Raw genomic sequence first — 23,423 nt, forward strand, 5'->3', positions numbered from 1 at the left:
GATCGATGGCCAGCCAGGATTGGTTCGACAAGGACTTCTACAAGACCCTCGGGGTGTCCAAGGACGTCAGTGATGCGGAACTGAAGAAGACGTACCGCAAGCTCGCGCGCAAGTATCACCCGGACTCCAATCAGGGTGATGCCAAGGCCGAGGCGAAGTTCAAGGAGATCAGCGAGGCCTACTCTGTGCTCTCCGATGCGGAACAGCGCAAGGAGTACGACGAGATCCGCGCCATGGGCTCCGGTGCCCGCTTCACGGCGGGCGGCCAGGGCGCAGGCGGCTTCGAAGACGTGTTCAGCCGTTTCGGCCAGCAGGGCCGAGGGCAGACGGCGGACTTCGAGGACATCTTCGCGATGTTCAACCAGGGCCAGGGTGCGAGCTTCGGCGGCGGGCGCTTCGGCCAGCCGAGCGGCGGCTACCGCGGCTTCGGCGGCCCGCAGCGCGGTGCTGACGTGACCGCGCGCACCACGCTCGACTTCGTCACCGCCGTGCAGGGCGAGACCATCTCGCTGCAGGGCGAAGACGGCAAGCCGTTCAAGGTGAAGATCCCCGCCGGTGTCGCCGACGGTCAGAAGATCCGTCTGCGCGGCCGCGGCCGGCCCTCGCCCGATGGTGGGGAGAGCGGTGACATCGTGGTGCAGATCACGGTGCGCCCGCACCCTGTCTTCACGCGCGACGGTCTCAACCTGCGCGTCGTCGTGCCCGTGACCTTCACGGAGGCGACCCTGGGGGCGACCATCGAAGTCCCGACCCTCGGCGGCGACGTGGTCAAGCTCCGCGTCGCACCGGGCACCCCCTCAGGGCGGGTGCTGCGGGTCAAGGGTCGCGGAGTCGCGACGTCGAAGGGCACGGGCGATCTGCTCGCCGAGCTCCAGGTCGCGGTGCCGACGCACCTCGACGAGGCCGCACGCGCGGCGCTGGAGAAGTTCCAGGAGCTCGAGCCCGACGAGAACCCGCGAGCCGAGTTGATGGCGAAGGCCCGGCGATGAGCAGCCGTCGGGATCACATCGCCGGGACAGGCGTTCGCGCCGGATCAGGCCGTTCTGTGAAGAACGCGCCTGTTCCGGCGCCTCTGCCTGAGTCCGCGCGTACGACAAGAGACACGGGTAGGAGAGGAGAGGGGAATCGATGATGAACGCCGACACCCCGGTGTTCGCGATCGCGGCCGCCGCCGAGCTCTCCGGCCTTCACCCTCAGACGCTGCGGCAGTACGACCGCATCGGCCTCGTCGTCCCCGGCCGCACCTCGGGCGGCTCGCGCCGCTATTCGTCTCGCAACATCGAGCAGCTGCGCGAGGTCGCACAGCTCTCCTCCGAAGGGGTGAGCCTTCCCGCGATCGCTCGTCTGCTCGACCTCGAAGACGAGAACAGGGCGCTGCGCAACCGGATCGCCGTGCTCGAAGCCGCCCTGCGCACCGAGCGGGAGAATCGCCCCGGGGTGCGCGTGTTCGCCGCAGGTTCCGCAGGTGTCGTGCCCATGCCGACCGGTCGCCGTCTGCGCCGCTCGACCGAGGTCGTGCTCTGGGACCCGCGAGGCAGCGCCTAGAGGCAGCGCCTAGAGGCAGCGCCTGGAGGCAGCGCCTAGAGGCAGCGCCTGGAGGCAGCGCCTCGATCAGAGCGGCTCCACGGAGAACCGGAACGCCGCACCATTGCGGAACGGTTCGACGATCTCGAAGTTCTCGTACGCGGGACCCCCGGGGATCGGCGAAGAACTCGCCCAATAGGACCAGCGGGCGTTGACCACTGCCTCGAGCGCCGGGTGCGGGTCATCCACGCGCCAGGTCTGCACGGCTCGACGACCGAGGAAGCGCCAGTGTTCTGCGGTATCAGCGGAGTACTCGACGGACCAGGGCTCCTCCTCGTCGCCGGTGGCGCTCACCATCGCCGATTCCCCGTCGCGGGTCAGGTCGGCGAGCGGAAAGCGGCCGTGAGCGGTGAACGCGGTGCCCGAGAACTCCGGCCACAGCTCGGCAGGCGACACCACGCGGTCCGCCAGGTGCAGCAGCCGCAGTCGTGCCCAATTGCCCATCGTCGCGGTGAGGATCAGGTGAGAGAGCGGCACAGATGTCGCCCTCGTGAACCCCGCGACCTCCACCTCGTGCGGCCGGTCGGCGAAGAACCGTACCCTCACACTCACATCCGCACCGTTGGCGAAGCGTTCGACGCCGATCCAGACGGTGAGCGTCTCCACGCCCTCGACGGTACCGATCCGTCCACGGGCCGGGGACGTCGACGGCATGGAGTTCGCACCTGCAGAATCGTCCGCCGACCAAAACCTCTTGCCCTGCTTGCCGGGATCCAGCGTGCTCGGCTCCATCTCTGAGAATCCCCGTTCTGTCGCGCCCTCCGGGACCGGCTCCACGGCGATGAAGTTCATTAGCCGCTCGTGGGGGTGGTCGAGGTAGGGGGTGAAGACGCGCAGGAGCCCGCGCGGCCCCGGTGTCGGCGGGATTCCGACCTGGAGCCCGCCGACAGGCCCCCACCGGGGCTCGGATGCGCCGTCACCAGAGGGCCGAAGCCAGTGGGGTGTTGCGAAGTCGAGCATGTCGATGACCCTAGTGTGTTGAAATCGATTTCGCTAGATTCGAGGCATCACGTCGATCGAGGAGGATCATGTCCCGCCCTGTCGCCTTCCTTCCTGTCGTCTTCCGCCGAGTGGCCGCGGCGGTATCCCTCGTTCTGGCCGTCGCTGTTGTCGGGTGCAGTGGAGAGGGCGGTGTGATCGTCGATCCCGATCCTGACAAACCGTTCGTGCTCGATGGGGTGTCCGGCCTCACCGAGATCGCGCAGCTCACGGGGCCGGGCGCCATGAACGACACGGAGTCGGTCTCGGTCGCGGGCACCGACCTCGGATCGATGGTGAACGTCGGTGACAAGACCTTCTTCTTCTTCGGCGACACGTTCGGCGAACGTGAGCCCGGGTCGATCGGTGGGCAGGGCGGGTTCTGGCGCTCGAACGTGGCTGCGTGGACAACCGACGACGACCCGTCGGACGGCATCGAGTTCGAGGGGTGGCTGGAGGATGAGGTCGGCCTCGCCGCGCCCCTCATCGAAGGCGATCACGACGCGAACGGCGCCGGTGGCGAGGTCACGAAGATTCCGACCTACGGCTTCGCTGTCGGAGACGCGATCTACGTCTCGTACATGTCGGTGCGTTTCTGGGGCAGTCCTGGAGCCTGGGATTCCAACTACGCCGCCCTCGTCGTCTCGCGGGATCACGGATCTACATGGCGCCCTGTCGAAGGCGTGGAGTGGCCGGGCGACTCGAACTTCGTGCAGTTCGCGACGGCCGAGGTGAGGGACGGCGACGCGGACTGGATCTATTTCTGGTCGATTCCGTCCGGCCGATTCGGTGGTGTTCAGCTGATGCGCGTCCCGGCCACCGAGGAAGCCGTCGAAGACCAGTCGGAGTACTCGTACTTCGCAGGTCTCGAAGGAGGGACGCCGCAGTGGAGCGACGACCTGCGCGACGCCGAGACGATTCTGGAAGGCACGGTCGGCGAGCTCTCGGTGATGTGGTCGACGTATCTGGACCGCTGGATCATGACCTATTCGGATGCCGGTTCGGCATACATCCGTGAGGGCGTCACGCCGTGGGGCCCGTGGGGCGAGGCGATCGAACTCGTTCCCCGCGAGGACCATCCCGGGTTGTACTCGCCGTATCTGAATCCGCGATACGTGAGCGACGGCGGACGTCGGATCTACTTCACGCTGTCGCTCTGGGATCCGTACAACGTCTTCTGGTTCTCCGCAGACCTGGAGCGCGCAGAGTGATCGACGCACGGATCACGCCTTGCGTATGAAATCGATTTCGCCTACTCTGGCGCATACCCGATCACCGACGATCCAGGGATGCGACCGGGGCCCGTCGGCGGCAGCCGAGATCACCGCAGCGACTCGATGAGGAGTCCGTTCTTGAGGAGGAACCCATGAGAATCACAACTCGTACGCGCAGGGCCGCGATCGCCGCTCTGGGCGCGCTCACGGTCGGCGTCATGCTGGCCGCGTGCGGTTCCGGCACGCCGGGGGAGTCTGCCGGCGACGGCGGCGGAGAGGACGGCGTCACCACGGTGCAGTTCTGGCACCGGACGTTCACGCCTGTGGAGAACGAGTGGTACGCCGACATCGTGAAGAAGTTCAACGCCTCGCAGGACAAGATCAAGGTCGTCGATACCGAGGTGCCCGCCGACGCGTGGGACCAGAAGATGAAGGCGGCCCAGGCCGCCGGCAAGGCCCCGGACGTCTACACCAGCTCCGCCAACCTCTACGACCTCGTGAACGCCGGATCGGTGCACGAACTCGACTCCATCGTCCCGAAGGACGCCCTCGACGAGATCCTCGACAACGCGAAATCGATCTCCGAGATCGACGGCACGCACTATGCCTATCCACTGCTGCTCGAGCCTCAGACCGTGCTGTTCTGGAACAAGGACATGTTGGACGCTGCCGGTGTCGATTCAGGGAGCGCCCCGGCGACATGGGACGATCTCCTCGCCGCCTGCGCGAAAATCCAGCCGACGCTCTCCGACGGGCAGTACTGCATCTCGCCGGCGCAGGATGCGGTGACAATGGCGTGGTCGACCGTGGGACAGCAGTACAACTTCGCCGGACACCTGGCGCTCACCGACGACTGGACCGCCCCTGACATCGACAACGAGGGCTACCGGAGCCTGATGGAGCAGTACCAGCAGCTGTGGGACAAGGGATACATGCCCAAGCAGCCTCTCGCGGCATACGTCGCAGGCGAGGACTTCGGTCAGCAGAAGGTCGCCTTCAAGGTGTCCGGTTCGTGGATGATGTCCGAGATCGGCTCGGACTACACCGACCTGCTCAGCAAGACCGGCGTCGGTGCCTTCCCGAGTTCGTCGGATGCGGACGGCCGCACAGCCACCACGATGGGCAACTTCACCTGGGTTGTCGACGCGAAGAGCAAGGCCCCCGAAGCCGCCGGCGAATTCCTCGCCTGGGCGATCGGCGGCGAGCCGCAGAACCTCGTCCCATTCTTCGTCGACACACAGTTCACCAAGGTGCCGGTGCGTCAGTCCGTGCAGGATGCCGTCGCGGCGAGCGAAGAGGCCGCTGACGCTCCGTGGTCGAGCATCATCGTCGACGACATCGCGCCGGACGCCATCCCCGGTTCCACCTACCCCTGGGATGTCAATCTCGCCGTCGGCACGGCGATGGAATCCGTGATGAAGGGCTCCGCCTCGGTGGATGACGCGATCAAGACCGCGAATGCGGCGATCCAGACCGTCATCGACCGCGACGGGCTGTCCGACAAGGCACCAAAGAACTGACGTCGCTCACTGTTCGGGGGTCGGCCCCGGCCCCCGAACAGTGAAGGACACGAGATCACGACGAGGTGGATATGGCCAATCAGGCTGTGCAGGAACGCCGGGCGATCCGGCAGCGGCAGAACCGTTACCGCTATCGCGACAACAGGACCGCGTACTGGTTCCTGTTGCCGCTGGTGGTGCTGCTGGGGATCTTCGTGATCTGGCCGGCCATCTACGCCGGATACCTGTCATTCCAGGACTGGAGCTTCTACAAGGACCCGGAGTTCGTCGGCATCCGCAACTACGCCAACGTGCTCAAGGATCCGCTGTTCCTCGCGACCATCGGTCGCGGCTTCGCCTTCGTGCTCCTCACCGTGCCGATCATGCTCGTGCTGGCGTTCCTCTTCGCAAGCCTCGTCGTGACCGTGTCTCGACGGGCGGCCAGCCTCCTGAAGGTCAGCATCTACATCCCGACGATCATCTCCGCCGTGATCGCGTCGATCATCTTCGTGCTGATCTACAACTACTCCGGCGGACTCCTCAACGCTTTCCTCGGTACCTTCGGCATCGAGCCGATCGCCTGGATAGGTGATCCCAAGTGGGCGCTCCTCGCCATCGCGGTCCCAGCGATCTGGCTGGGCATGGGACTGACCTCGCTGATCATGGTCGCCGCGATGGTCGACATCCCGGCGGAGTACTACGAGGCGGCGGCGATGGAGGGGGCCAACTGGGGCCAGAAGACCGCGTACATCACCATCCCGCAGATGAAGAACGTGGTGCTGTACCTGCTCATCACCGGTTTCGTCGCCGCGATCCAGCAGTTCGAACTGCCCCTCGTCATGACCCAGGGCGGTCCGCTGGATTCCACGACCCTGCCGAACCTGTTCATCTTCAACCACTTCCGCAACGATGTGAACGTCGGCTACTCGATCGCCGCGGCGCTGTTGCTGTTCGTGGTGCTGGGTACGATCTCTGCCCTCGTCTTCAAGTTCGTCAACTCCGAGAGGCTGGTGGACTGATGGCCGTCATGCAGGAGACCACGCGCATCGTGCTCGCCGGCAGAGAACCTCGCTCGACCAGGCCGCCGCGCAGCGCCGGAGGCTGGCTCGTCGTCATCGGCAAGGTGATCCTGGGTGCGCTGTTCGTCATCGCGTCGCTGTTTCCGCTCGCCTGGATGGTGATCGCCGGCTTCAAGTCGAAGACCGAGGTCGTGGAGACCCCCTTCCAGTTCTTCCCCGAGGTGTGGCTCTGGCAGAACTACGCGCAGATCCTGGCCGATCCGACGTTCCTGCGCACTCTGTTGTGGACGTTCTTCGGTGCCGTGCTGTTCACCGTGGGCAGTCTCGCCGTGAACTCGCTCGCCGCCTACGCCTTCGCACGCCTCGACTTCCGGTTCAAGAAGACGATCTGGGCGATCGTGATCACGACGATGTTCATCCCCGGCATGACGATCCTGCTCACGAGCTTCATCGTGGTCACCCGCCTCTCCATGCTCGACACGCTGGCCGTGCTGGTGATCCCCGGGCTTGCGAGCGCCGGCATGGTGTTCTTCATCCGGCAGTTCTACCTGAACATCCCCAAGAGCTTGGAAGAGGCCGCGATGCTCGACGGCTGCGGTCGTTTCGGCATCTTCGTACGCATCTTCCTGCCGTTGTCGAAGCCGCCGTTCGTCGTGATGGGGATCACCGCGTTCCTCGCGTACTGGAATTCGTACGTCTGGCCGATCCTGACGATCACCTCGCCGGAGCGGTTCGTGCTCCAGCAGTATCTGGCGACGTTCCGCTCCGAGCGCAGCACCGAGCTCGGCCTCTTGATGGCCGGGTCCGTGCTCGCCGCAGCGCCGGTGATCATCCTGTTCCTCATCTTCCAGCGTCAGATCATCGGCAATATCAAGATGGCAGGCCTGAAATAGCAGCACTCTGCAGCACCACCGGCACCCGCCACCCGGCGGCAGCGAGAGGAGAGATCGATGGAGATCGAGCAGAACCAGGAGTCATGGCTCAGCCGCAGGGGCGTCCTGCAGGGAGCGGTGGTAGCGGGAGCGGCGTTCCTGGCTGCGACCGGCCGGCCCGCTCCCGCGGCCGCCGCCGGACTGTCCGTGACGAGGGTCAAGGTGCTCGCAGGCACGCAGAGCCCCGTGCAGTACGGCATCGGGGCCACGGATCTCGGGATCCCCGCTCGCACACCGGATGGTCGGATGCTCTTCATGTTCGGCGACACGTGGGCCGATGGTGTCGGCGGCGCGAACTGGCGTTCCCCCGTCGCTCTCTACTCCTCGACGACGAACCTCGCCGCGGGGGTCACGTTCAACGGGAGCGCGGGTGCCGGAGCGAACACGCAGGGCGTCGCTCCGCAGCTCTGGTATTACCCGCACGACGCCTACTTCACGACAGTGATCCCCTCCGATGTGATCACCGTCGGATCGCGAATGTATCTGCACGCGATCGTCAATGGCCCTCAGTTCGGAGCCGTGCGCTGGACGGAACTCTGGAAGTCGGACGACAACGGCGCGTCCTGGCAGCACACGGGGCTGCAGTTCCCCGCGGATATGGCGGGCGGCAAGTTCCAGTGCATCACGTGGGGCGAGGGCAACGACGGCTACGTGTACATCTACGGCACGGGCTTCCAGCGCGACAAGGGCATCGTGCTGTACCGGGTGCCGTCGAACAACATGACGACGCTCTCGGCCTATCAACCGTGGGGCTTCGCAAACGGTTCATGGGGGTGGGGCAAGCCCGTCACCGAGGTGCTCGGCGGCAAGTTCGGTGAGATGTGCCTGCGACCGCTCGGCGGGAAGTGGATTCTCACCTGGTTCAACTCCGGCGCGTATCGGATCGACGCGATGGTCCTGAACACGCCGACCGACAACCTCTACACGGCCACGAAGACCACTCTCCTCACCGGCACCGAGTGGAACACGGAAGATGCCTCGCACGTCGCGCAGCTCTACGGCGGCTACATCATCCCCGGGTCGACCCTGTCGGACCTGCACCTCAGCGTGAGCCAATGGAACACGGGCAACAACAGCGTGTACCACTCGGAGCAGTTCCGCGTGCAGGGGCTGGTGTAGGCGGGCGCGTCCAGGAGACCGAAAGCAACGCTTCCTAGCTTGGGGAGCAGGGAACGACCCTGCTCCGCGCCTGGCGCGCGGGTGTCCTGCCACGAAGGAAGAACTCCTCATGACGAACACCAAAGCCCCCTCTGCCGCCGCCTCGACCGGCCTCCTGGCCCTCCGGGTCGTCGTCGGCGCGATCTTCGCCGCCCACGGCGCGCAGAAGATCTTCGAGTTCACGCTGCCCGGGACCATCGGCAGCTTCGCAGGCATGGGAGTGCCGTTCGCCGAGATCGCCGCCCCGCTGGTGGCGTTCCTCGAGCTCGTCGGCGGCATTCTTCTGATCATCGGATTCCTCACGAGGCCGGTCGGCATCCTGCTCACCATCGACATGGCGGTGGCGCTTCTCCTCGTGCACCTCCCCGCCGGGCTGTGGGTCGGGGACGGGGGCTACGAGTTCGTCGCGGTCCTCGGTGTCGCCGCGCTCGCGCTGGCGCTCACGGGAGCCGGCCGTTTCTCCATCGACGGCACCCTGCTTCGCGGTCGTGCCCCTGCCTGGCTCGCCTGAGAGCCGCCGCGCTCAGTCCTGAGGCTCGCGGGGCGGAGTGGCGCCGATGTCCGGCACCGGGGCTGTGCCTAGGTGCACCTCCAGGTCGTCGGCCGTCGGCGTCTTCGGGCGCCGCGCGGTCGGGCGGTCGAGGTAGAACAGTGCTGTGGAGGCGATGTCGTCGCGCAGCGGTAGGTACCGCCAACCGCTGCGCCATCCGAGCGCCTGGATGTCGACCTTCGGGATACCGGTCGCGAAATGGATCGGGTCGAGCAGGTGCCAGCGGTACATGCCGAAGCGCTGCTGCGACACGTACAGCCCGTCGGGACGGATCACCTGGGGCATGCCCAGATAGGGAGTCGAGAACTCCGTGTAGCCCTGGCCGGGGATGTCGAAGTTCCAGGCACCGCCGAAGTAGTCCTCTGTCCCCGTGCCGCAGATCGTCGGATAGTCGGTGTCGTCGTCGAGGTAGAACTTGATCTCGCCTTCGCCCCACCATCCGTTGGAGTTCACGCCCCAGGCGATGTACGTGCCGACGTACTGACCCTGCCCTTCGACGCCCTCCAGAATCACGTGCGGGGTGAGATCGGCCAGCGGGTTCGATCGACGCCACTGCGCGTGGAAGTACGCGTCGTTCGAGTGGTCGCCTCCGACCTCGTAGGTCACCTGGTAGTAGACACGCACGTCGACGACGGAGGTGTTCTCGAGGGTCAGTCTGGCGCCGTCCTTGAACGGCATCGGCCAGTAGGAGTTGAATCCGCCGTGCGGGTTCGCAGCGATCGTCTGCGAGTTCACCTGCGCGAAGACTCCCCAGGCGTTGCAGAAGAAGTCGCCGTACGGCACCTCGACGGCGGGTTCGTCGGCGCCGTCCCAATATGCGCGCAGCAGCAGGGTGCGCCAGTTGTCGGTATGGGTCGTGATCCAGAGGTGGGTGATCTTGCCCGCACCGGTGATGTTCGCGAGCTCGAGCGTCTCGCCGGCCTTGATGTCCATGCTGGGCGAGATCTTCCAACCGGGACCGAGGTCACGAGCGTTCATCGCGCCCGTGCCCTCGGTCGCGCGGCCACCGCCTCCAGCGGATCCGTCGAAGTTCTCGGGGGAGATCGATCGGGTCTGCACCGGTCGCAGCGCTGCGAGGGATGCCAGATCAGAAGCAGAGGAAGTCATGGGCGCCAATGTAATCGATTTCAGATGAGAACGCCAGAGAATCGAGGTGTGCGCGATACTGTTGCTTTCACGTCCGGCGCGTCCGGGCAGGCAGTGAGGGTGCATGGCCACGATCTATGACGTCGCGGAACTCGCGGGTGTCTCCCCGGCGACCGTCTCGCGTGTGTTCAACGGCACGAGCGTGTCCGAGGAGAAGGTGGCCGCCGTGCGCGACGCCGCGGCCCGGCTGAACTTCACGCCGAATCGCACGGCTCGTACACTCCGACGCCAGAGCTCCGAGGTCATCGCGCTCGTGATCCCGGACATCGAGAACCCCTACTTCACGGAGATGGCGCGAGGGGTCGAAGACGTCGCCTCCGAGGCGGGCTACTCGGTCGTCCTGTGCAACTCCGACGCGCAGATGGAGAAGGAGGCGACATACCTCCGTATCGCGATCTCCGAGCACATGTCGGGGATCATCATCGCGACCGCCGACGAGCGATCCAACCTCGAGGGCATCCTCGCGACGGGGCGTCCCGTCGTGGCGGTCGACCGCAGCACCACGTACGACATCGACGGTGTCGTGATGGCGAACCGTGCAGCGGGCACGTCCGCGACGCAGGATCTGATCGACGCGGGCTATCGTCGCATCGCCTATATCGGCGGGCCCGAGCACATCGATACCGCGGCGGAGCGAGCCGCAGGATGGCGCTCCGTGCTCGCTGCGGCTCAGCCCGACCTCGACCTCGACGAGCTCGCACGATTCGCGACGTTCCGCGTGGAGGGGGGCCGTGCCGCTATGGAGGAGCTCCTCGCGCTTCCCGAGCCGCCCGATGCCGTGGTCGCCGGGAACAACCTCATCGGCGTCGGCGCCATCCAGGTGCTCACCGAGCACGGGCTCACTCCGCCGCAGGTCGGTGTCGCCGTGATCGGGTCACTGCCCTTCACGACGCTGTCTCCCACCGCCGTCACCGTCGTTCGCCTGCCGGCGCGCCACATGGGTGTGACGGCGGCGCGGATGCTGCTCGAGCGCATCAAGGGCGACCGGCAGCCCTCGCGCACCGTGGTGCTGCGCAACGAGATCCAACCCGCCAGCCAGCGGGTCTAGCGGGAGCCCCAGAAGCGGGTCGCCAGGTGGGCGACCTCTTTGTCGAGCTCTTCGAGTCGTCGATCGACAGAGCCCAGTCGCGCGTCGAACGTCGCCTCCAGAGCGTCGAATCGGGTGTCGACCCTCGCGTCCATCGCCTCGAACTTCGTCTCCATTGCCTGGAGCTTCGTCTCCATCGTCTCGAACCGGTATCCCAGCTCGCGCCGGAGGGACGATGTCATCTTGTCGTTCTGGCGGATGAGGACGGTGAGCGCCCCCAGCATGAAGGCAGCGAACACGCCGATCAGAGTCCAGACCTGGGGTTCGTTCATCTGCATGGCTCCATCCTGCGGGGGAGTCCTCAGATTGTCACGGTATTCCAGTGCGGCTCGGGCTCGAGCCCGTGAAGAGTGGAGAGCGCGCGCTCCCCGCAGATCGTGCAGGAAAGGTCGGATCTTCTTGCTATGTGAAATCGATTTCGCATAAAGTGGCCACAGGTTTCAGATTCTGTGCCCGGTTTCAAGGAGGACACCATGCGCTGCACCCTCGGGGTGGACATCGGCACGTCCAGCAGCAAAGGCGTGCTGGTGGGGGTCGACGGCACGATCATCGCGTCGGCGAGCCGTGCGCACGAGGTCCGCCGCCCCCACACCGGCTGGGTCGAGATGGACGGCGACGTGTGGTGGGACGAGTTCGTCTCGATCTCTCGCGAGCTGCTTGAGACGGTGCCCGATGCCGAGGTGGTCGGAGTCGGTGTGAGCGGGATGGGGCCGTGCATCCTCCTCGCCGACGAGGATGACCGCCCGGTGCGTCCCGCCATCCTCTATGGCGTCGACACACGCTCGACGGCGCAGATCGATCGGATGACGGCCGACCTCGGCATCGAGGAGATCACGCGCGTCGGCGGATCGACGCTCACCTCGCAGGCGGGTGGCCCCAAGATCGCCTGGATCGGGGATGAGGAGCCGGAGGCCCTGGCGCGTGCGCGACGCCTCTTCATGCCGGCGTCGTGGCTGACCAGGAACCTCACCGGGGCGTATGTGCTCGACCACCAGTCCGCGAGTCAGGTCTCGCCGTTCTACGACATCGAGGCCGAGAGCTGGTACGGGCCGTGGTGGGAGCTGTACGCGGGCGGTATCGAGCAGCCCGCACTGCTCTGGGCGGGCGACTTGGCAGGAGAGGTCACCGCCGCCGCGGCAGCGGCAACCGGCATCCCGGCGGGAACACCCGTGATCACGGGCAGCATCGACGCCTGGACGGAGGCGGTCAGCGTCGGCGCGCACGAGGTCGGCGACCTCATGCTCATGTACGGGACGACGATGTTCCTGGTCGCGACGGGGGCGGAGACTCTGCGCACCCCGTCGATGTGGACCACTGCGGGAGCGTTCGCCGGCACACGCAACCTCGCGGGCGGGCTCTCCACGTCCGGCGCGCTGACCGCCTGGTTGAAGGATCTGACCGGGGCGGATTACCCCGAGCTGCTGGCAGAGGCGGAGCTCTCTCCACCCGGTGCGAGGGGATTGCTCGTGCTGCCGTACTTCGCCGGGGAGCGTACCCCGATCCAAGACCCTGATGCCCGGGGCGTGATCGCCGGACTCACGCTCGAGCACACGCGAGGCGACCTCTATCGTGCCGCTCTCGAGGCCACGGCGCTCGGCGTGCGCCACAACGTGGAGACCATGCGCGCGGCGGGTGCCGACATTCGTCGGATCGTCGCGGTGGGCGGGGGCACCCAGGGGCGGCTCTGGCTGCAGGTGGTCTCCGATGTGACAGGTCTCGTGCAGGAGGTGCCGCAGACGACGATCGGCGCGAGTTACGGTGCGGCCTTCCTCGCCGCGACCGCGATCGCCGCGCCTGACGAGACGCCGGTGATCACGGACTGGAACCCCGTCGCGGAGACGATCCGGCCTGATGAGGCGCTGCGCCCGGCCTACGACGACCTGTTCGACAGATACGTGCGCCTCTACGCGGATTCGAAGGACGTCGTGCACGAACTCGCAGACACGCAGCGTGGAGCATCCGCATGACCCGCGAACGGCGCGCCCGCGGTATCCCGCACACGTCGCAGGCGACGGCGTTCCCGCTGGGAGGCATCGGGACGGGCAATGTGTCGATCGGTGCCAGGGGAGAGCTGCGCGACTGGGAGCTCGAGAACCTTCCGGACAAGGGGCGTCGCAACCCGCACTCCTTCTTCGCGATCCACGCGGCTCCGGAGGGCGGCGACGCGGTCACCCGAGTGCTCGAAGCGCGGCTCGGCGGGCGTCACGATGCAGACGCGGGCTACGCGTTCGACCAGCTCGCGGGCCTCCCGCGACTCGATGCCGCGACGCTGCACGGCGAGTACCCGGTGGTCGACGTCGACTTCAGCGACGCCGTCCTGCCGGTCGAAGTCTCGCTGCACGCCTTCACACCCCTGGTGCCTCTCGACGCGGACGAGTCCGGCATCCCGGCAGCGGTGCTGCGTTACCGCGTGACGAACCCTGGGTCGGTCCCGGTGGCGGTCACGGTCGTGGGCAGCATCTCGCACACGGCGGGGCGTGGCACCCCGGGGCCGGATGCGCCATGGGGGATGCGTGCGACGCAGACGGTGCGCTGGCGCGACGACGGCGAGGTGCGCGGACTCGACTTCGGGGTGGATCTGCCCGAGGATGACTTCGGCTACGGGACGCTGAGCCTCACCACGACGGATGCGGCCACGACCGCCAAGCCGCAGTGGGTCACCAGCTACTGGCCCGACGGTGCACGGCTGTTCTGGAACGATCTGACTGACGACGGGCTGCTCGCGGCGGAGCCGAGGCTCACGCTGGAGGATCGGCCCAGAGGGCTCTTCGCCGAACCCGATGCCGACCCGGACGCCGCGCCGCTGACCGAAGCGGAGATGCTGGCGAAGCTTCCCCGTCTGCGCACCGGCTCGCTCGGCATCGTGCACGTCCTCGCTCCCGGTGAGAGCCGCGACTTCGAGTTCGTGCTGTCGTGGAGCTTCCCGAATCGTCGTCGTGGGTGGAACGGGCATATCGTGTTCGCCGACCCGAACCTCGACGAGATCGTGCGGAACCACTACGCGACGCTGTGGCCGGATGCCTGGGCCGCCGCTGCCCACGTGCACGCGCACCTCGCAGAGCTCGAGGAGACGACGGATGCGTTCGTCGAGGCGCTGTACGGCGGGAGTCTCGATCCGGTGCTGATCGATGCGATCGGAGCGAACATCGCGGCCGCCCGTTCCACGACCGGCTTCGTCATCGAATCCCCGAACTCCGAGCTGGGCGATGGACCGGTGTTCGCGGCGTGGGAGGGATCTTTCGATCACGGCGGCTCGTGCGAGGGAACCTGTACCCACGTGTGGTCGTATGCGCAGACCCTCGCCTGGCTCTTCCCCTCGCTCGAAAGAAGTGCTCGGCGGGTGGAGTATCTGCTCGAGACGGACGAGTCCGGGGCGCAGAAGTTCCGCGGCAACCGCGTCTTCGGAGGTCCCTCCTGGTTCATGGGTCCGGCCGTCGACGGACAGCTCGGCACTCTGCTCCGCCTGCACCGGGAATGGCGCTTCAGCGGAGAAGACGACTTCCTGCGTGAACTGTGGCCCGCAGCGGCTCGCACCCTGGACTACGCGATCAGGGAATGGGATCGCGACGGAGACGGGCTCCTCGACGGGGAGATGCACAACACCTACGACATCGAGTTCCACGGGGCAGAGCCCCTCGCGAACGGCGTGTACCTCGCGGCGCTCCGGGCGGGTGCGCGCATGGCTGCCCATCTCGGTGAGGACCGGCGGGCGGAGGCATGGTCGGCTCGAGCGGACCATGTCGCCGCGGCGATGGACGAGACGCTGTGGAACGGTGAGTACTACCGCCAGGTGATCGGCGATGCCGACGCGCACCGGTACCAGTACGGCGATGGCGTGCTGTCGGATCAGCTCCTCGGGCAGTTCCACGCATTCGTGAACGGCCTCGGGCACATTCTTCCCCCGGAACGAGTCGATTCGGCGCTTGCCGCGATCGTGGCGCACAATCACCGTGACGACCTGTCTGCGCACGAGAGCACGCAGCGCGTCTACGCCCTGAACGACGAAGGTGGGCTCCTGCTCGCATCCTGGCCGCACGGTGGACGCCCGGCGATCCCCTTCGTCTACTCCGACGAGGTGTGGACGGGAGTCGAGCATCAGGTCGCGGCCTCGCTTCTCTATGCCGGCCGCGTCGATGACGCGATCCTCGTCGAGCGTTCGTTGCGCGGGCGGTATGACGGGCGTCACCGCAGTCCGTGGAACGAGATCGAATGCGGCAACCACTACGCACGATCGCTCGCGTCGTGGGCGCTTCTGCTCGGAGCGAGCGGTGTGCAGTGGGATGCCCCAAGCGGCGAGCTCTCCTTCGCTCCGGCGACCGGCGGTGATCTCCGCAGCCTGTTCACCACGGGAACCGGCTGGGGGCGTGTCGAGATCGACGAGCATGAGCTGGCCATCCATCTCGACGGCGGCACGCTCGATGTCGCAGACCTGCGGCTGCGCGGCCGGACCGTCGGCCGCGACATCCGACTCCGAGCCGGGGATACGCATCGTTCCCGGCTCACCCCGACCCCAACCCCGGAGGCATCATGACCACCTACACCCTGCCGACGACGGCATCCCGCCCGACGACCGCTCCGAAGACCGCGTATCTCATCACGTCCGGAGACCTTCGTGAGTCGGCGAACGTGGCGGGGTGGCCCACCCAGGTCGAGCTGGAGACCGGCGTCACCGGAGTGCTGAACGCCCTCGGGTGGGAGGTCGTCCGGCCCTTCGGCGTCGACCCCGAGACCGGGCACGGATTCATCTCGAGCCAGCGCATGGGCCTCGAGGTGTTCACGCGCATCCCCGTCGACGCGCCGCTCATCGTCGCGATCGCCAACTGGCAGTACTCGCACCATGTGCTCGCCGGACTGCGATCCCACGAGGGGCCGATCCTCACGGTCGCGAACTTCGCCGGCGATTGGCCGGGCCTCGTCGGCCTTCTCGGGCTGAACGCGGGTCTGACCAAGATGGGCAAGCCCTACGCGACCACCTGGTCCGTCGACTTCGCCGATGAGTGGTTCACCGACGGCATCAAGGAATGGACGGAGTCCGGCGCCATCACGCACGACAGCTCGCACGTCCGATCGCTGCCCGCACTGCCGGACAGCCCGGAGAAGCAGCTCGGCGAAGCGCTCGCGGCACAGCTGCTCTCCGAGAAGGCGATCATCGGCGTGTTCGATGAAGGCTGCATGGGCATGTACAACGCGATCTTCGACGACGAGCTGCTCAACCCGACCGGCATCTACAAGGAGCGCCTCTCGCAGTCGGCGTTGTACGCCGAGATGCTCGACGTCACGGAAGACGAGGCCGATGCCGCTTACGACTGGCTGATCGACGCGGGGATGACGTTCCGCTACGGCGAGGACGGCGTCACCGAGCTCACCCGCGACCAGGTGCAGTGGCAGCTGAAGATGTACATCGCCGCGCTCCGCATCGCCGACGATTTCGGACTCGACGCGGTCGGCATCCAGTACCAGCAGGGGCTGAAGGACCTGGTGCCCGCCTCAGACCTGGCCGAGGGCATTCTGAACTCGACCGAGCGACCGCCGGTGACCTCGCGCGACGGCTCTCGCGTTCTGCACGAGGGACGGGCCTTCCCGCACTTCAACGAGGCCGACGAGGGCGTCGCCGTGGACGCGCTCGTGACCGACCGGGTGTGGCGCGCGATGGGGCTCGTGCCCGACAACACGCTGCACGACGTCCGCTGGGGCGAGGACTACGACGGACAGTTCGTCTGGGTCTACGAGATCTCAGGGTCGGTGCCGGCATCGCACCTCGGGGGCTGGCAGCACGCGGAGGGATGGCGGCAGGGTCATGTGTTCTTCCCCGCGGGCGGCGCCACGATCAACGGCGTCTCGAAGCCCGGCGAGGTCGTGCTCTCCCGAGTGTTCATCGCCGAGGGCATCCTGCAGGCCGACATCTTCCGGGCGTCGGTGGTCGAGCTGCCGGCGGAGGAGACCCAGCGGCGGAAGGATGCCACGAACCCCGAGTGGCCGATCGCCCACGTGGTGCTGCACGGCGTCTCGCGCGACCAGTTCATGGCACGGCACAAGGCGAACCACGCGCAGCTCGTCTACGCGCCCGACGCCGAGACCGCGGACAAGGCCCTGATCGCGAAGGCCGCGATGTTCGACGGCATGGGGATCAAGGTCAACCTGGTGGGAGACGTGACGATCTGATCGGTCGTTGCACGTCACTGCGATCGCCAGAAGCGGGTCGCGAGGTTCGTGAGTTCCCTGTCGAGGTCGTCGACCTTGGTCTCGATGCGGTCGAGCCGGGCATGGAGCCCATCGGTCCGGGCCGAGAGCGTGCCTTCGACGCGGTCGACCTCGGCGCGGATCACCCGGCTGAGCTGCGTCGTCATCAGCGTCATGCCGCCCAGCATCACTGCTGCGAAAACGCCGATCAGAGTCCATACCTGCGGATCGTCCAAGCGCATGCCTCCAGTCTGATTCCGGAGGGCAAGGTTGTCACGGTATTCCGGTCGTGGCGTGCTGTCATCCCGGTGGCTGTGGAGCGAATGGCGTGGAGAAGCACCGTGCAGAAGCACCGTGCAGAAGAGGTCAGGAATCCGCTGCCGCCGGAGACTCGACGACCAAGGGCAACCTGTTCGACGGGCGAGAGCCGTGAACATGCACGCGAAGCGTCAGGCCATGGGCCGCGGTGGCGACGGCTTCGAGCATGGAAGGCATGACACTTCATGAAGAGGAAGGGGCCCCGGTCGTCGTACTCGGAGCCACCGGAACGACGGGCTCGCAGGTGGCGGATCTGCTGGAGGCCGCGGATGTGCGGGTGCGACGCGCCTCCCGCCGCTCGCCGTGGCGGTTCGACTGGGACGACGCGAGCACCTGGCCGTCGCTGTTCGACGGTGCCGGGGCGGTGTACGTGGTCCTCCCCGAGGATCCGATGGACCTCACCCCCTTCACACGGGTGCTCGCCGACGCCGGCGTCGAGCGCGCCGTGGTGCTCACCGCACGAAACCCGGGGGTCAGCGGGGACGGCATCGCGTCCGGAGCGGAGGAGGTCTTCGGTGCCGCCGCGCCCGCTTCGACCTTCCTGCGCCCCTCATGGTTCGCGCAGGGCTTCACCACAGGTCTCTTCGCCGCTCAGCTGGATGCCACCGGCGAGCTGCGGCTGCCGGTGGGAGATGGGAGGGAGCCGTTCATCGATGCACGCGACATCTCCAGAGTCGCAGCGACGCTCCTGCGCTCGCAGACGCCGGGCCCGTCGCACGTCGAGCTCTCCGGCCCGCAGTCGCTCTCGTTCGCCGAAGCCGTCGAGATCGTCGGGCGGCGCACCGGGCGTGCCCTGACCTTCGCCGACATCGGGGTCGACGAGTGGCGGGGGTCCGTCGCGCCCTACCTGAAGCCGCGGATGGTGGATGCCCTCGCCAACCTGTTCGACGCGATCCGCGCCGGGCGCGATGATCATCTCTCCGACGGCGTCCACGATGTGCTCGGCGAACAGCCGCACTCGCTGGAGGCCGTGGTCGCCCGGGAAAGCGCGGTGGCGCGGTGACCGGCGAAGTGGCCACCGGGCCGATCCCCCGAGGGGTCAACAGGCGGATGGTGCTGGGCGCGGCGCTGGGGGTGACCGCCGCGGTCGCTGCCGGAGCGGGCGGGGCGATCGTCCCGTCCGGCAGTGCTTCCGCCTCCCGTTCCCGCGCCGACCTCGTGCTCATCCACGGCGGATCGCACGGCGGCTGGGCCTGGCGGCGCGTCGTCGACGAACTCGATCCTCGCCGGGGACGGATCCTCACGCCCACCCTGCCGGGAGTCGGCGATCGTGCACACCGTCTCTCGCCCGACATCCGCTTCCAGGACGGCGTGGACGACATCGTGGCGACGATCGATGCCGAGGAACTGCGTGACGTGGTGCTCGTCGGACACAGCATCGGTGGTGCCTATGTCTCCGCCGTCGCCGAGCGGATCTCCGATCGCCTCCGCGGCGCGGTGTACCTCGACGCGGTCGTCGTCGATCCCGGGGAGCGGATCCTCGACGTGCTCACCCCCGCGAGTCGGGCTGCGCTGCCGACCGTGGTCGCGCAGGCGGGTCAGGGGTACTACGTCCCCAAGCCGCAGGATCCGACGATGTTCGGGGTGACCCGTCGGAACGACGTCGAATGGCTCGACCGCAGGCTCACCGCGCACCCGTGGAGCAGTTGGAGCGACGTCGCACCGATCGCCGGCACGATGCCCGATGTGCCCCTGCTCTACGTCGACTGCACGGCCCCGCCGTTCGCCGATGTCGGCCCGTCGAAGGACCGTGTGCGTGCGCGGCCGGAGCGATGGTCCGTCACGAAGCTCGCGGCGGGACATGACGCCCTCGTCACGGCCCCTGCCGACGTCGCGCGTCTGATCCGGCGCTTCAGCGCGAGGGTCTAGCCCCGGACGCGGCTCGGCGCGGGATCCACGTAGTTGCGCGGACTCGCGCCGAAGCGGCGTTTGAACGCGGTGCTGAGCGCGAACTCGTCCGAATAGCCGAGCCGATCCGCGACGTCTTTCAACGGCATGTCGGGAGAGGCCTCGAGGAGTTCGAGCGCGTGCGCCATGCGCCACCGGGCGAGGTGCGACGACGGCGTCGAGCCGACGACCTCTCGGAAGAGCTTGGCGAACGCGGAGCGGGACATGTGGGCGTGCGCAGCCATGTCGGAGACCGTCCAGGCCGTCCCGAGCTCGCTGTGCACCGCCTCGAGTGTGGCCCCGATCCTCGGATGCACGACGCCGCCGATCCAGCCCGGTGGTGTCGGCGCCGTGTCGATCCAGGCGGCGACCGCCGCGCACACCGCGACTTCGGTGAGCTTGCAGAGCAGGCTGTCGACGACGGGATCGCGGCTGCCCTCGGCGTGCAGCAATGCGACCACGGAGGCCAGCAGCGGTGTGCTGTCGACCACGATCGTCCGGGGGAGCTCCTGCTCGAGGAGCGTGTAGACGTGTCCGCGACTCTTGAACGCGATCGCTTCGACACCGAAGACAGACCGCATCTCGGAGCTGCTCTCGGCCTGGATCTCGCGGGTCAGAGCGATGGTGTCTCCCTCGGCCGGACACACCACGGCGAGCTGGTCCGAGCGGACGAGGTGGCGTCGTCCTCCGATATCGACGTGAAGGTCGTCGTGCTCCGGGATGACGAGGAGCTGCGGGGGTGCGCCATCGCTGGGGACCGGCGATCGATGGGCCTCGCAGCGCCGCGACGAGATCACTCTGATGCTCGAGAGGGCGCGATCCACCGAACTCACTCGACCCCCTCGCTACGCGGCGGACGCCCCGTCACTCCATTCTCACCCCGTGCCGGGGCGACGGCTCCGGGGTCGATGCCGGGCGCAGCCCGCTGGGTGGACCGCTGAGCGCCCGCAGGGCGTAGAGGATGGTCGCGAGGTCGACGAGTTCCTGGACGAGCGCACCGACGACCGCCGGGATGACGCCGGTCATCGCGACGATCATGAGCCCGACGCTCAACCCGATGCCGATCCAGATCGCGGTCAGCGCGACCCGGAGTGTGTGGCGGCCGATCGAGACGGCGTCGACGACCTTCGCGAGCGAATCGACGAGGATCACGACGTCTGCGGCATCGCCGGCGGCAGTGGCTCCCTTCGCCCCCATCGCGATACCGATGTCTGCGGCTGCCAGCACGGGCGCGTCATTGACGCCGTCGCCCACCATGAGCACCGGGCGCGGCTGCATCTCGGCGGCGAGCCGCACCTTCTCGGGCGGCAGCAGCTCCGCGTGGATCTCATCGATGCCGAGCCGGCGTCCCACCGATTCCGCCGTCGAATCCACGTCGCCGGTGAGCATCGCGACGCGATCGACGTCGTGCAGCCGCAGCCACGAGATGACGGCGGACGCTTCGGGGCGGGCGGCGTCGGCGAGCACGAGCACGCCGGCGAAGCGCCCGTCCACCGCCACGTAGGCCGCGGCTTCGCCGGGTTCGAGCTGCGCCCGGACGGTGTCGGGTGCGAGCGAGGCGACGTAGGCGGGCTTTCCGACCACGACGGTGCGCCCGGAGATCGTTGCGGCGACCCCGTTCGTGGCGGTCTCGCTGGCTTCCCGAGCCGCGTGCAGGACGAGCCCCCGCGCATCGGCGGCGCGCCGGATGCCGTCGGCCAGCACGTGCGAGGAGTACTGCTCCGCGGACGCGGCCAGTTGCAGGATCTCGTCGGCGTCGAAGCCCGCAGCGGGGCGGACCTCCACGAGCTCGGGGCGGCCCTGCGTGAGCGTCCCGGTCTTGTCGAACGCGGCGGAGCGCACCCGGGCGATCTGTTCGACCACGGCCCCGCTCTTCATGATCACTCCGGATTTCGCCGCCCGTGAGAGGCCGCCGAGGAATGCCACGGGCGCCGCGATGAGGAGGGGGCACGGCGTCGCCAGCACGAGCACCTCGGCGAAGCGCGTGGAGTCGCCGGAGATCGCCCATGCGGTGCCGGCGAGCACGAGCGACACAGCGGTGAACGGGATGGCGAAGCGGTCGGCGAGGCGGACGATCGGCGCGTGCGACGACTCGGCGGAGTGCACCAGTGCGACGATCTGCTGGTATTGGCTGTCGGCACCGGTGCGCAGTGCTCTGATGCGGACGGCGCGGCTTCCGTTGATCGCCCCGGACAGCACCTCCCCGCCCGCCTCGCGCGTGACCGGCATGCTCTCGCCCGTCAGCGAGGACTCGTCGAACGTCCCCGTGTCGGTCAGGAGCGTCGCATCCACCGGCACGATCTCGGAGGGGCGCACCAGCAGCACGTCGCCGACCGCGACATCGTCGATCGGCACGTCGCGTGCTTCGTCGGAATCGGGCGAGTCCGGGTGTACCAGAACATGGGCGATGCGAGGCGAGCGGTCCAGCAGCGCCGACAGATCCCGCTTGGCCCTGCGTCCGGCGAAGTCCTCGAGCGCCTCACCGCCGGAGAGCATCAGCACGATGATGAGCGCAGCGATGTACTCGCCGACCGCCAGCGTGGCGACCATCGCGACGACGGCCAGGATGTCGAGCCCGACGTGTCCGTGCAGCACGTCGCGCACCATGCCGACCAGTGTCCAGACCACGACGGCCGACACGTACACCGTGGCGAGCCAGCGGCCGATCCCCGCTTCGTCCACCGCGTGCAGCACCCCCACCGCAGCGAAGACCAACACGGTGAGCGTGATCACGGGGTACCGCCACAGCGGTCGAAGCGCGCGCATGCGTCCAGCATCCCGGGAAAGCGGTATCGGCGCCAGTGCCCGTGCGAGGCAGTGCTCATGACAGTGGCCGGCACTCTTTCGGCCACATCGCTTAAGCGATATAGTCGGCCGCGAGACGCACCGATGCGGCTCGATCTGGACGCGACGACGAAGGAGACGAACTGTCATGAGTCAGCCGAAAGCCAGTTATCACCGGTTCCGTAGAGCACTTGCAGCCGCTGCGGCCCTCGCGCTCGCGGGGATGGGGGCGGTCGCCGGATCGACCGCGGCCGCTGCGGACGACACGGCCGCCGAGCCGAAGCTCGCTGTCTACGTGGAAGTCAACTCGAACGATTTAGCGAATGTCGCCGACTACACGCTGGCCGATTCGGGTCGGCCGGCCGTCGACCTGGCGATGATCTTCGCCGCCAACATCAACTACGACGGCGAGAAGGCCTACCTGCACTTCAACGAGCGCGTCACCGAGACGCTTCAGGATGCGCAGAACCAGATCCGACCGCTGCAGGCCCGCGGCACGAAGGTGCTGCTGTCCGTGCTGGGGAATCATCAGGGCGCCGGGTTCGCGAACTTCACGTCGTTCGCGGCCGCGGACGCCTTCGCCGCCCAGCTCGCCGACGCGGTCACGACCTACGGCCTCGACGGCATCGACTTCGACGACGAGTGGACGAACTACGGCGCGAACGGCACGCCGCAGCCCAACGCGCAGTCCTTCGGGTGGCTCGCCTCGGCGCTGCGTGATCGCCTCGGCCCTGACAAGATCATCACCCTGTACGCGATCGGCGAGACCTACACCGTGACGGACTTCACCCGGTTCGATGCCGCAGCGGTGATCGACCACGCCTGGAACCCCTACTACCCGTCCTACAACGCCCCCACGGTGCCGGGTCTCGAGGACAGGGCGCGCCTCGGCGCGGCCGCGATCGACCTGTCGAACGTGAGCTCCGCGACAGCCGCGGACTACGCCCAGCGCACGGTCTCCGACGGCTACGGCGTCTATGTGGCGTACAACCTGACCGCGACCGACCAGTCGGGGCTGCTCTCCGGGATCACGCAGGCGCTCAAGGGAGAGGCGACCGAGTACCGAGCGGCTCCGTGAGCGGCCCGA

The 23,423-nt window shown here is 67.6% G+C and carries 21 protein-coding genes; 15 read left to right on the forward strand and 6 right to left on the reverse strand.

Annotation, left to right across the window (positions count from 1 at the left end; translation table 11 throughout):
* Positions 1-5 precede the first annotated feature (5 nt).
* Positions 6-989: a DnaJ C-terminal domain-containing protein gene (locus AAY78_RS13010; RefSeq protein WP_046748699.1), complete on the forward strand. Its 984-nt coding sequence runs from the start codon at positions 6-8 to the stop codon at positions 987-989.
* Between the two features lie 142 nt (positions 990-1,131).
* Positions 1,132-1,545, forward strand: a complete 414-nt coding sequence (locus AAY78_RS13015) for a heat shock protein transcriptional repressor HspR (protein ID WP_046748771.1) — start codon at positions 1,132-1,134, stop codon at positions 1,543-1,545.
* 66 nt (positions 1,546-1,611) lie between these two features.
* On the opposite strand, the gene AAY78_RS13020 is transcribed toward AAY78_RS13015, so the two are convergent.
* Positions 1,612-2,544: a hypothetical protein gene (locus AAY78_RS13020; RefSeq protein WP_046748700.1), complete on the reverse strand. Its 933-nt coding sequence runs from the start codon at positions 2,542-2,544 to the stop codon at positions 1,612-1,614.
* A 68-nt stretch (positions 2,545-2,612) separates the two neighbouring features.
* On the opposite strand from AAY78_RS13020, the gene AAY78_RS13025 reads away from it, so the two are divergent.
* The 6 genes from AAY78_RS13025 to AAY78_RS13050 all read left to right on the forward strand — a co-directional run bounded on the left by AAY78_RS13025 (position 2,613) and on the right by AAY78_RS13050 (position 8,895).
* The gene (locus tag AAY78_RS13025) at positions 2,613-3,773 is read left to right on the forward strand and encodes a DUF4185 domain-containing protein (protein WP_046748701.1); all 1,161 of its coding nucleotides are present in this window, start codon (positions 2,613-2,615) and stop codon (positions 3,771-3,773) included.
* Between the two features lie 155 nt (positions 3,774-3,928).
* A complete protein-coding gene (locus AAY78_RS13030) occupies positions 3,929-5,296 on the forward strand; it encodes an ABC transporter substrate-binding protein (protein ID WP_046748702.1) in 1,368 nt (455 codons plus the stop codon).
* 71 nt (positions 5,297-5,367) lie between these two features.
* Entirely contained in the window at positions 5,368-6,294 is a 927-nt protein-coding gene (locus AAY78_RS13035) for a carbohydrate ABC transporter permease (RefSeq protein ID WP_046748703.1), read from the forward strand.
* Entirely contained in the window at positions 6,294-7,187 is an 894-nt protein-coding gene (locus tag AAY78_RS13040) for a carbohydrate ABC transporter permease (protein ID WP_046748704.1), read from the forward strand. The genes AAY78_RS13035 and AAY78_RS13040 overlap by 1 nt, the downstream gene beginning before the upstream one ends.
* A 57-nt stretch (positions 7,188-7,244) precedes the next feature.
* Complete coding sequence (locus tag AAY78_RS13045) at positions 7,245-8,345, forward strand: DUF4185 domain-containing protein (RefSeq protein WP_052748778.1); 1,101 nt, start codon at positions 7,245-7,247, stop codon at positions 8,343-8,345.
* Between the two features lie 109 nt (positions 8,346-8,454).
* Positions 8,455-8,895: a DoxX family protein gene (locus AAY78_RS13050; protein WP_046748705.1), complete on the forward strand. Its 441-nt coding sequence runs from the start codon at positions 8,455-8,457 to the stop codon at positions 8,893-8,895.
* Positions 8,896-8,907: 12 nt separating this feature from the next.
* Here AAY78_RS13050 and AAY78_RS13055 read toward each other — a convergent pair whose 3' ends face one another.
* Positions 8,908-10,041: a glycoside hydrolase family 172 protein gene (locus tag AAY78_RS13055; protein ID WP_046748706.1), complete on the reverse strand. Its 1,134-nt coding sequence runs from the start codon at positions 10,039-10,041 to the stop codon at positions 8,908-8,910.
* Between the two features lie 103 nt (positions 10,042-10,144).
* On the opposite strand from AAY78_RS13055, the gene AAY78_RS13060 reads away from it, so the two are divergent.
* Positions 10,145-11,128, forward strand: coding sequence for a LacI family DNA-binding transcriptional regulator (locus tag AAY78_RS13060; protein WP_046748707.1), 984 nt, complete (start codon positions 10,145-10,147; stop codon positions 11,126-11,128).
* Here AAY78_RS13060 and AAY78_RS13065 read toward each other — a convergent pair.
* Positions 11,125-11,445 carry a hypothetical protein gene (locus AAY78_RS13065; protein WP_046748708.1) on the reverse strand — a complete coding sequence of 107 codons (321 nt, stop codon included), beginning with the start codon at positions 11,443-11,445 and terminating at the stop codon, positions 11,125-11,127. The genes AAY78_RS13060 and AAY78_RS13065 overlap by 4 nt on opposite strands.
* Positions 11,446-11,640: 195 nt before the next feature.
* Between AAY78_RS13065 and AAY78_RS13070 the strand changes: the two genes are divergently transcribed.
* The 3 genes from AAY78_RS13070 to AAY78_RS13080 are packed head-to-tail and all read left to right on the forward strand — an operon-like array spanning position 11,641 to position 17,329.
* Positions 11,641-13,134, forward strand: coding sequence for an FGGY-family carbohydrate kinase (locus AAY78_RS13070; protein ID WP_046748709.1), 1,494 nt, complete (start codon positions 11,641-11,643; stop codon positions 13,132-13,134).
* Positions 13,131-15,698 carry a GH116 family glycosyl-hydrolase gene (locus AAY78_RS13075; protein ID WP_046748710.1) on the forward strand — a complete coding sequence of 856 codons (2,568 nt, stop codon included), beginning with the start codon at positions 13,131-13,133 and terminating at the stop codon, positions 15,696-15,698. Before AAY78_RS13070 ends, AAY78_RS13075 begins: the two co-directional genes overlap by 4 nt.
* A complete protein-coding gene (locus AAY78_RS13080) occupies positions 15,695-17,329 on the forward strand; it encodes a fucose isomerase (protein WP_046748711.1) in 1,635 nt (544 codons plus the stop codon). Before AAY78_RS13075 ends, AAY78_RS13080 begins: the two co-directional genes overlap by 4 nt.
* 14 nt (positions 17,330-17,343) lie before the next feature.
* Here the strand turns inward: AAY78_RS13080 and AAY78_RS13085 are convergent, their stop codons facing one another.
* A complete protein-coding gene (locus AAY78_RS13085; protein ID WP_046748712.1) occupies positions 17,344-17,589 on the reverse strand; it encodes a hypothetical protein in 246 nt (81 codons plus the stop codon).
* 251 nt (positions 17,590-17,840) lie between these two features.
* On the opposite strand from AAY78_RS13085, the gene AAY78_RS13090 reads away from it, so the two are divergent.
* Both AAY78_RS13090 and AAY78_RS13095 read left to right on the forward strand, forming a co-directional pair.
* Positions 17,841-18,668 (forward strand): hypothetical protein, encoded by an 828-nt coding sequence (locus tag AAY78_RS13090; RefSeq protein WP_046748713.1) that lies wholly within the window; start codon positions 17,841-17,843, stop codon positions 18,666-18,668.
* Positions 18,665-19,534, forward strand: coding sequence for an alpha/beta fold hydrolase (locus tag AAY78_RS13095; RefSeq protein WP_156172654.1), 870 nt, complete (start codon positions 18,665-18,667; stop codon positions 19,532-19,534). The genes AAY78_RS13090 and AAY78_RS13095 overlap by 4 nt, the downstream gene beginning before the upstream one ends.
* Here AAY78_RS13095 and AAY78_RS19295 read toward each other — a convergent pair.
* Both AAY78_RS19295 and AAY78_RS13105 read right to left on the reverse strand, forming a co-directional pair.
* Positions 19,531-20,376: a helix-turn-helix transcriptional regulator gene (locus AAY78_RS19295; protein WP_052748780.1), complete on the reverse strand. Its 846-nt coding sequence runs from the start codon at positions 20,374-20,376 to the stop codon at positions 19,531-19,533. The genes AAY78_RS13095 and AAY78_RS19295 overlap by 4 nt on opposite strands.
* A 40-nt stretch (positions 20,377-20,416) precedes the next feature.
* Complete coding sequence (locus AAY78_RS13105) at positions 20,417-22,318, reverse strand: heavy metal translocating P-type ATPase (protein ID WP_046748714.1); 1,902 nt, start codon at positions 22,316-22,318, stop codon at positions 20,417-20,419.
* 166 nt (positions 22,319-22,484) lie between these two features.
* Here AAY78_RS13105 and AAY78_RS13110 point away from each other — a divergent pair, with 166 nt between their 5' ends.
* The gene (locus tag AAY78_RS13110; protein WP_231589721.1) at positions 22,485-23,414 is read left to right on the forward strand and encodes an endo-beta-N-acetylglucosaminidase H; all 930 of its coding nucleotides are present in this window, start codon (positions 22,485-22,487) and stop codon (positions 23,412-23,414) included.
* Positions 23,415-23,423: the final 9 nt, after the last annotated feature.

Source organism: Microbacterium sp. Ag1, from assembly GCF_001005635.1.
GTDB lineage: Bacteria > Actinomycetota > Actinomycetes > Actinomycetales > Microbacteriaceae > Microbacterium > Microbacterium oxydans.

Excerpts from the sequence above, each read along its gene's own strand:
- AAY78_RS13010 (WP_046748699.1), top strand. The coding sequence starts at position 6 with ATGGCCAGCCAGGATTGGTTCGACAAGGACTTCTACAAGACCCTCGGG.
- AAY78_RS13015 (WP_046748771.1), top strand. The coding sequence starts at position 1,132 with ATGAACGCCGACACCCCGGTGTTCGCGATCGCGGCCGCCGCCGAGCTC.
- AAY78_RS13020 (WP_046748700.1), bottom strand. The coding sequence starts at position 2,544 with ATGCTCGACTTCGCAACACCCCACTGGCTTCGGCCCTCTGGTGACGGC.
- AAY78_RS13025 (WP_046748701.1), top strand. The coding sequence starts at position 2,613 with ATGTCCCGCCCTGTCGCCTTCCTTCCTGTCGTCTTCCGCCGAGTGGCC.
- AAY78_RS13030 (WP_046748702.1), top strand. The coding sequence starts at position 3,929 with ATGAGAATCACAACTCGTACGCGCAGGGCCGCGATCGCCGCTCTGGGC.
- AAY78_RS13035 (WP_046748703.1), top strand. The coding sequence starts at position 5,368 with ATGGCCAATCAGGCTGTGCAGGAACGCCGGGCGATCCGGCAGCGGCAG.
- AAY78_RS13040 (WP_046748704.1), top strand. The coding sequence starts at position 6,294 with ATGGCCGTCATGCAGGAGACCACGCGCATCGTGCTCGCCGGCAGAGAA.
- AAY78_RS13045 (WP_052748778.1), top strand. The coding sequence starts at position 7,245 with ATGGAGATCGAGCAGAACCAGGAGTCATGGCTCAGCCGCAGGGGCGTC.
- AAY78_RS13050 (WP_046748705.1), top strand. The coding sequence starts at position 8,455 with ATGACGAACACCAAAGCCCCCTCTGCCGCCGCCTCGACCGGCCTCCTG.
- AAY78_RS13055 (WP_046748706.1), bottom strand. The coding sequence starts at position 10,041 with ATGACTTCCTCTGCTTCTGATCTGGCATCCCTCGCAGCGCTGCGACCG.
- AAY78_RS13060 (WP_046748707.1), top strand. The coding sequence starts at position 10,145 with ATGGCCACGATCTATGACGTCGCGGAACTCGCGGGTGTCTCCCCGGCG.
- AAY78_RS13065 (WP_046748708.1), bottom strand. The coding sequence starts at position 11,445 with ATGCAGATGAACGAACCCCAGGTCTGGACTCTGATCGGCGTGTTCGCT.
- AAY78_RS13070 (WP_046748709.1), top strand. The coding sequence starts at position 11,641 with ATGCGCTGCACCCTCGGGGTGGACATCGGCACGTCCAGCAGCAAAGGC.
- AAY78_RS13075 (WP_046748710.1), top strand. The coding sequence starts at position 13,131 with ATGACCCGCGAACGGCGCGCCCGCGGTATCCCGCACACGTCGCAGGCG.
- AAY78_RS13080 (WP_046748711.1), top strand. The coding sequence starts at position 15,695 with ATGACCACCTACACCCTGCCGACGACGGCATCCCGCCCGACGACCGCT.
- AAY78_RS13085 (WP_046748712.1), bottom strand. The coding sequence starts at position 17,589 with ATGCGCTTGGACGATCCGCAGGTATGGACTCTGATCGGCGTTTTCGCA.
- AAY78_RS13090 (WP_046748713.1), top strand. The coding sequence starts at position 17,841 with ATGACACTTCATGAAGAGGAAGGGGCCCCGGTCGTCGTACTCGGAGCC.
- AAY78_RS13105 (WP_046748714.1), bottom strand. The coding sequence starts at position 22,318 with ATGCGCGCGCTTCGACCGCTGTGGCGGTACCCCGTGATCACGCTCACC.
- AAY78_RS13110 (WP_231589721.1), top strand. The coding sequence starts at position 22,485 with ATGAGTCAGCCGAAAGCCAGTTATCACCGGTTCCGTAGAGCACTTGCA.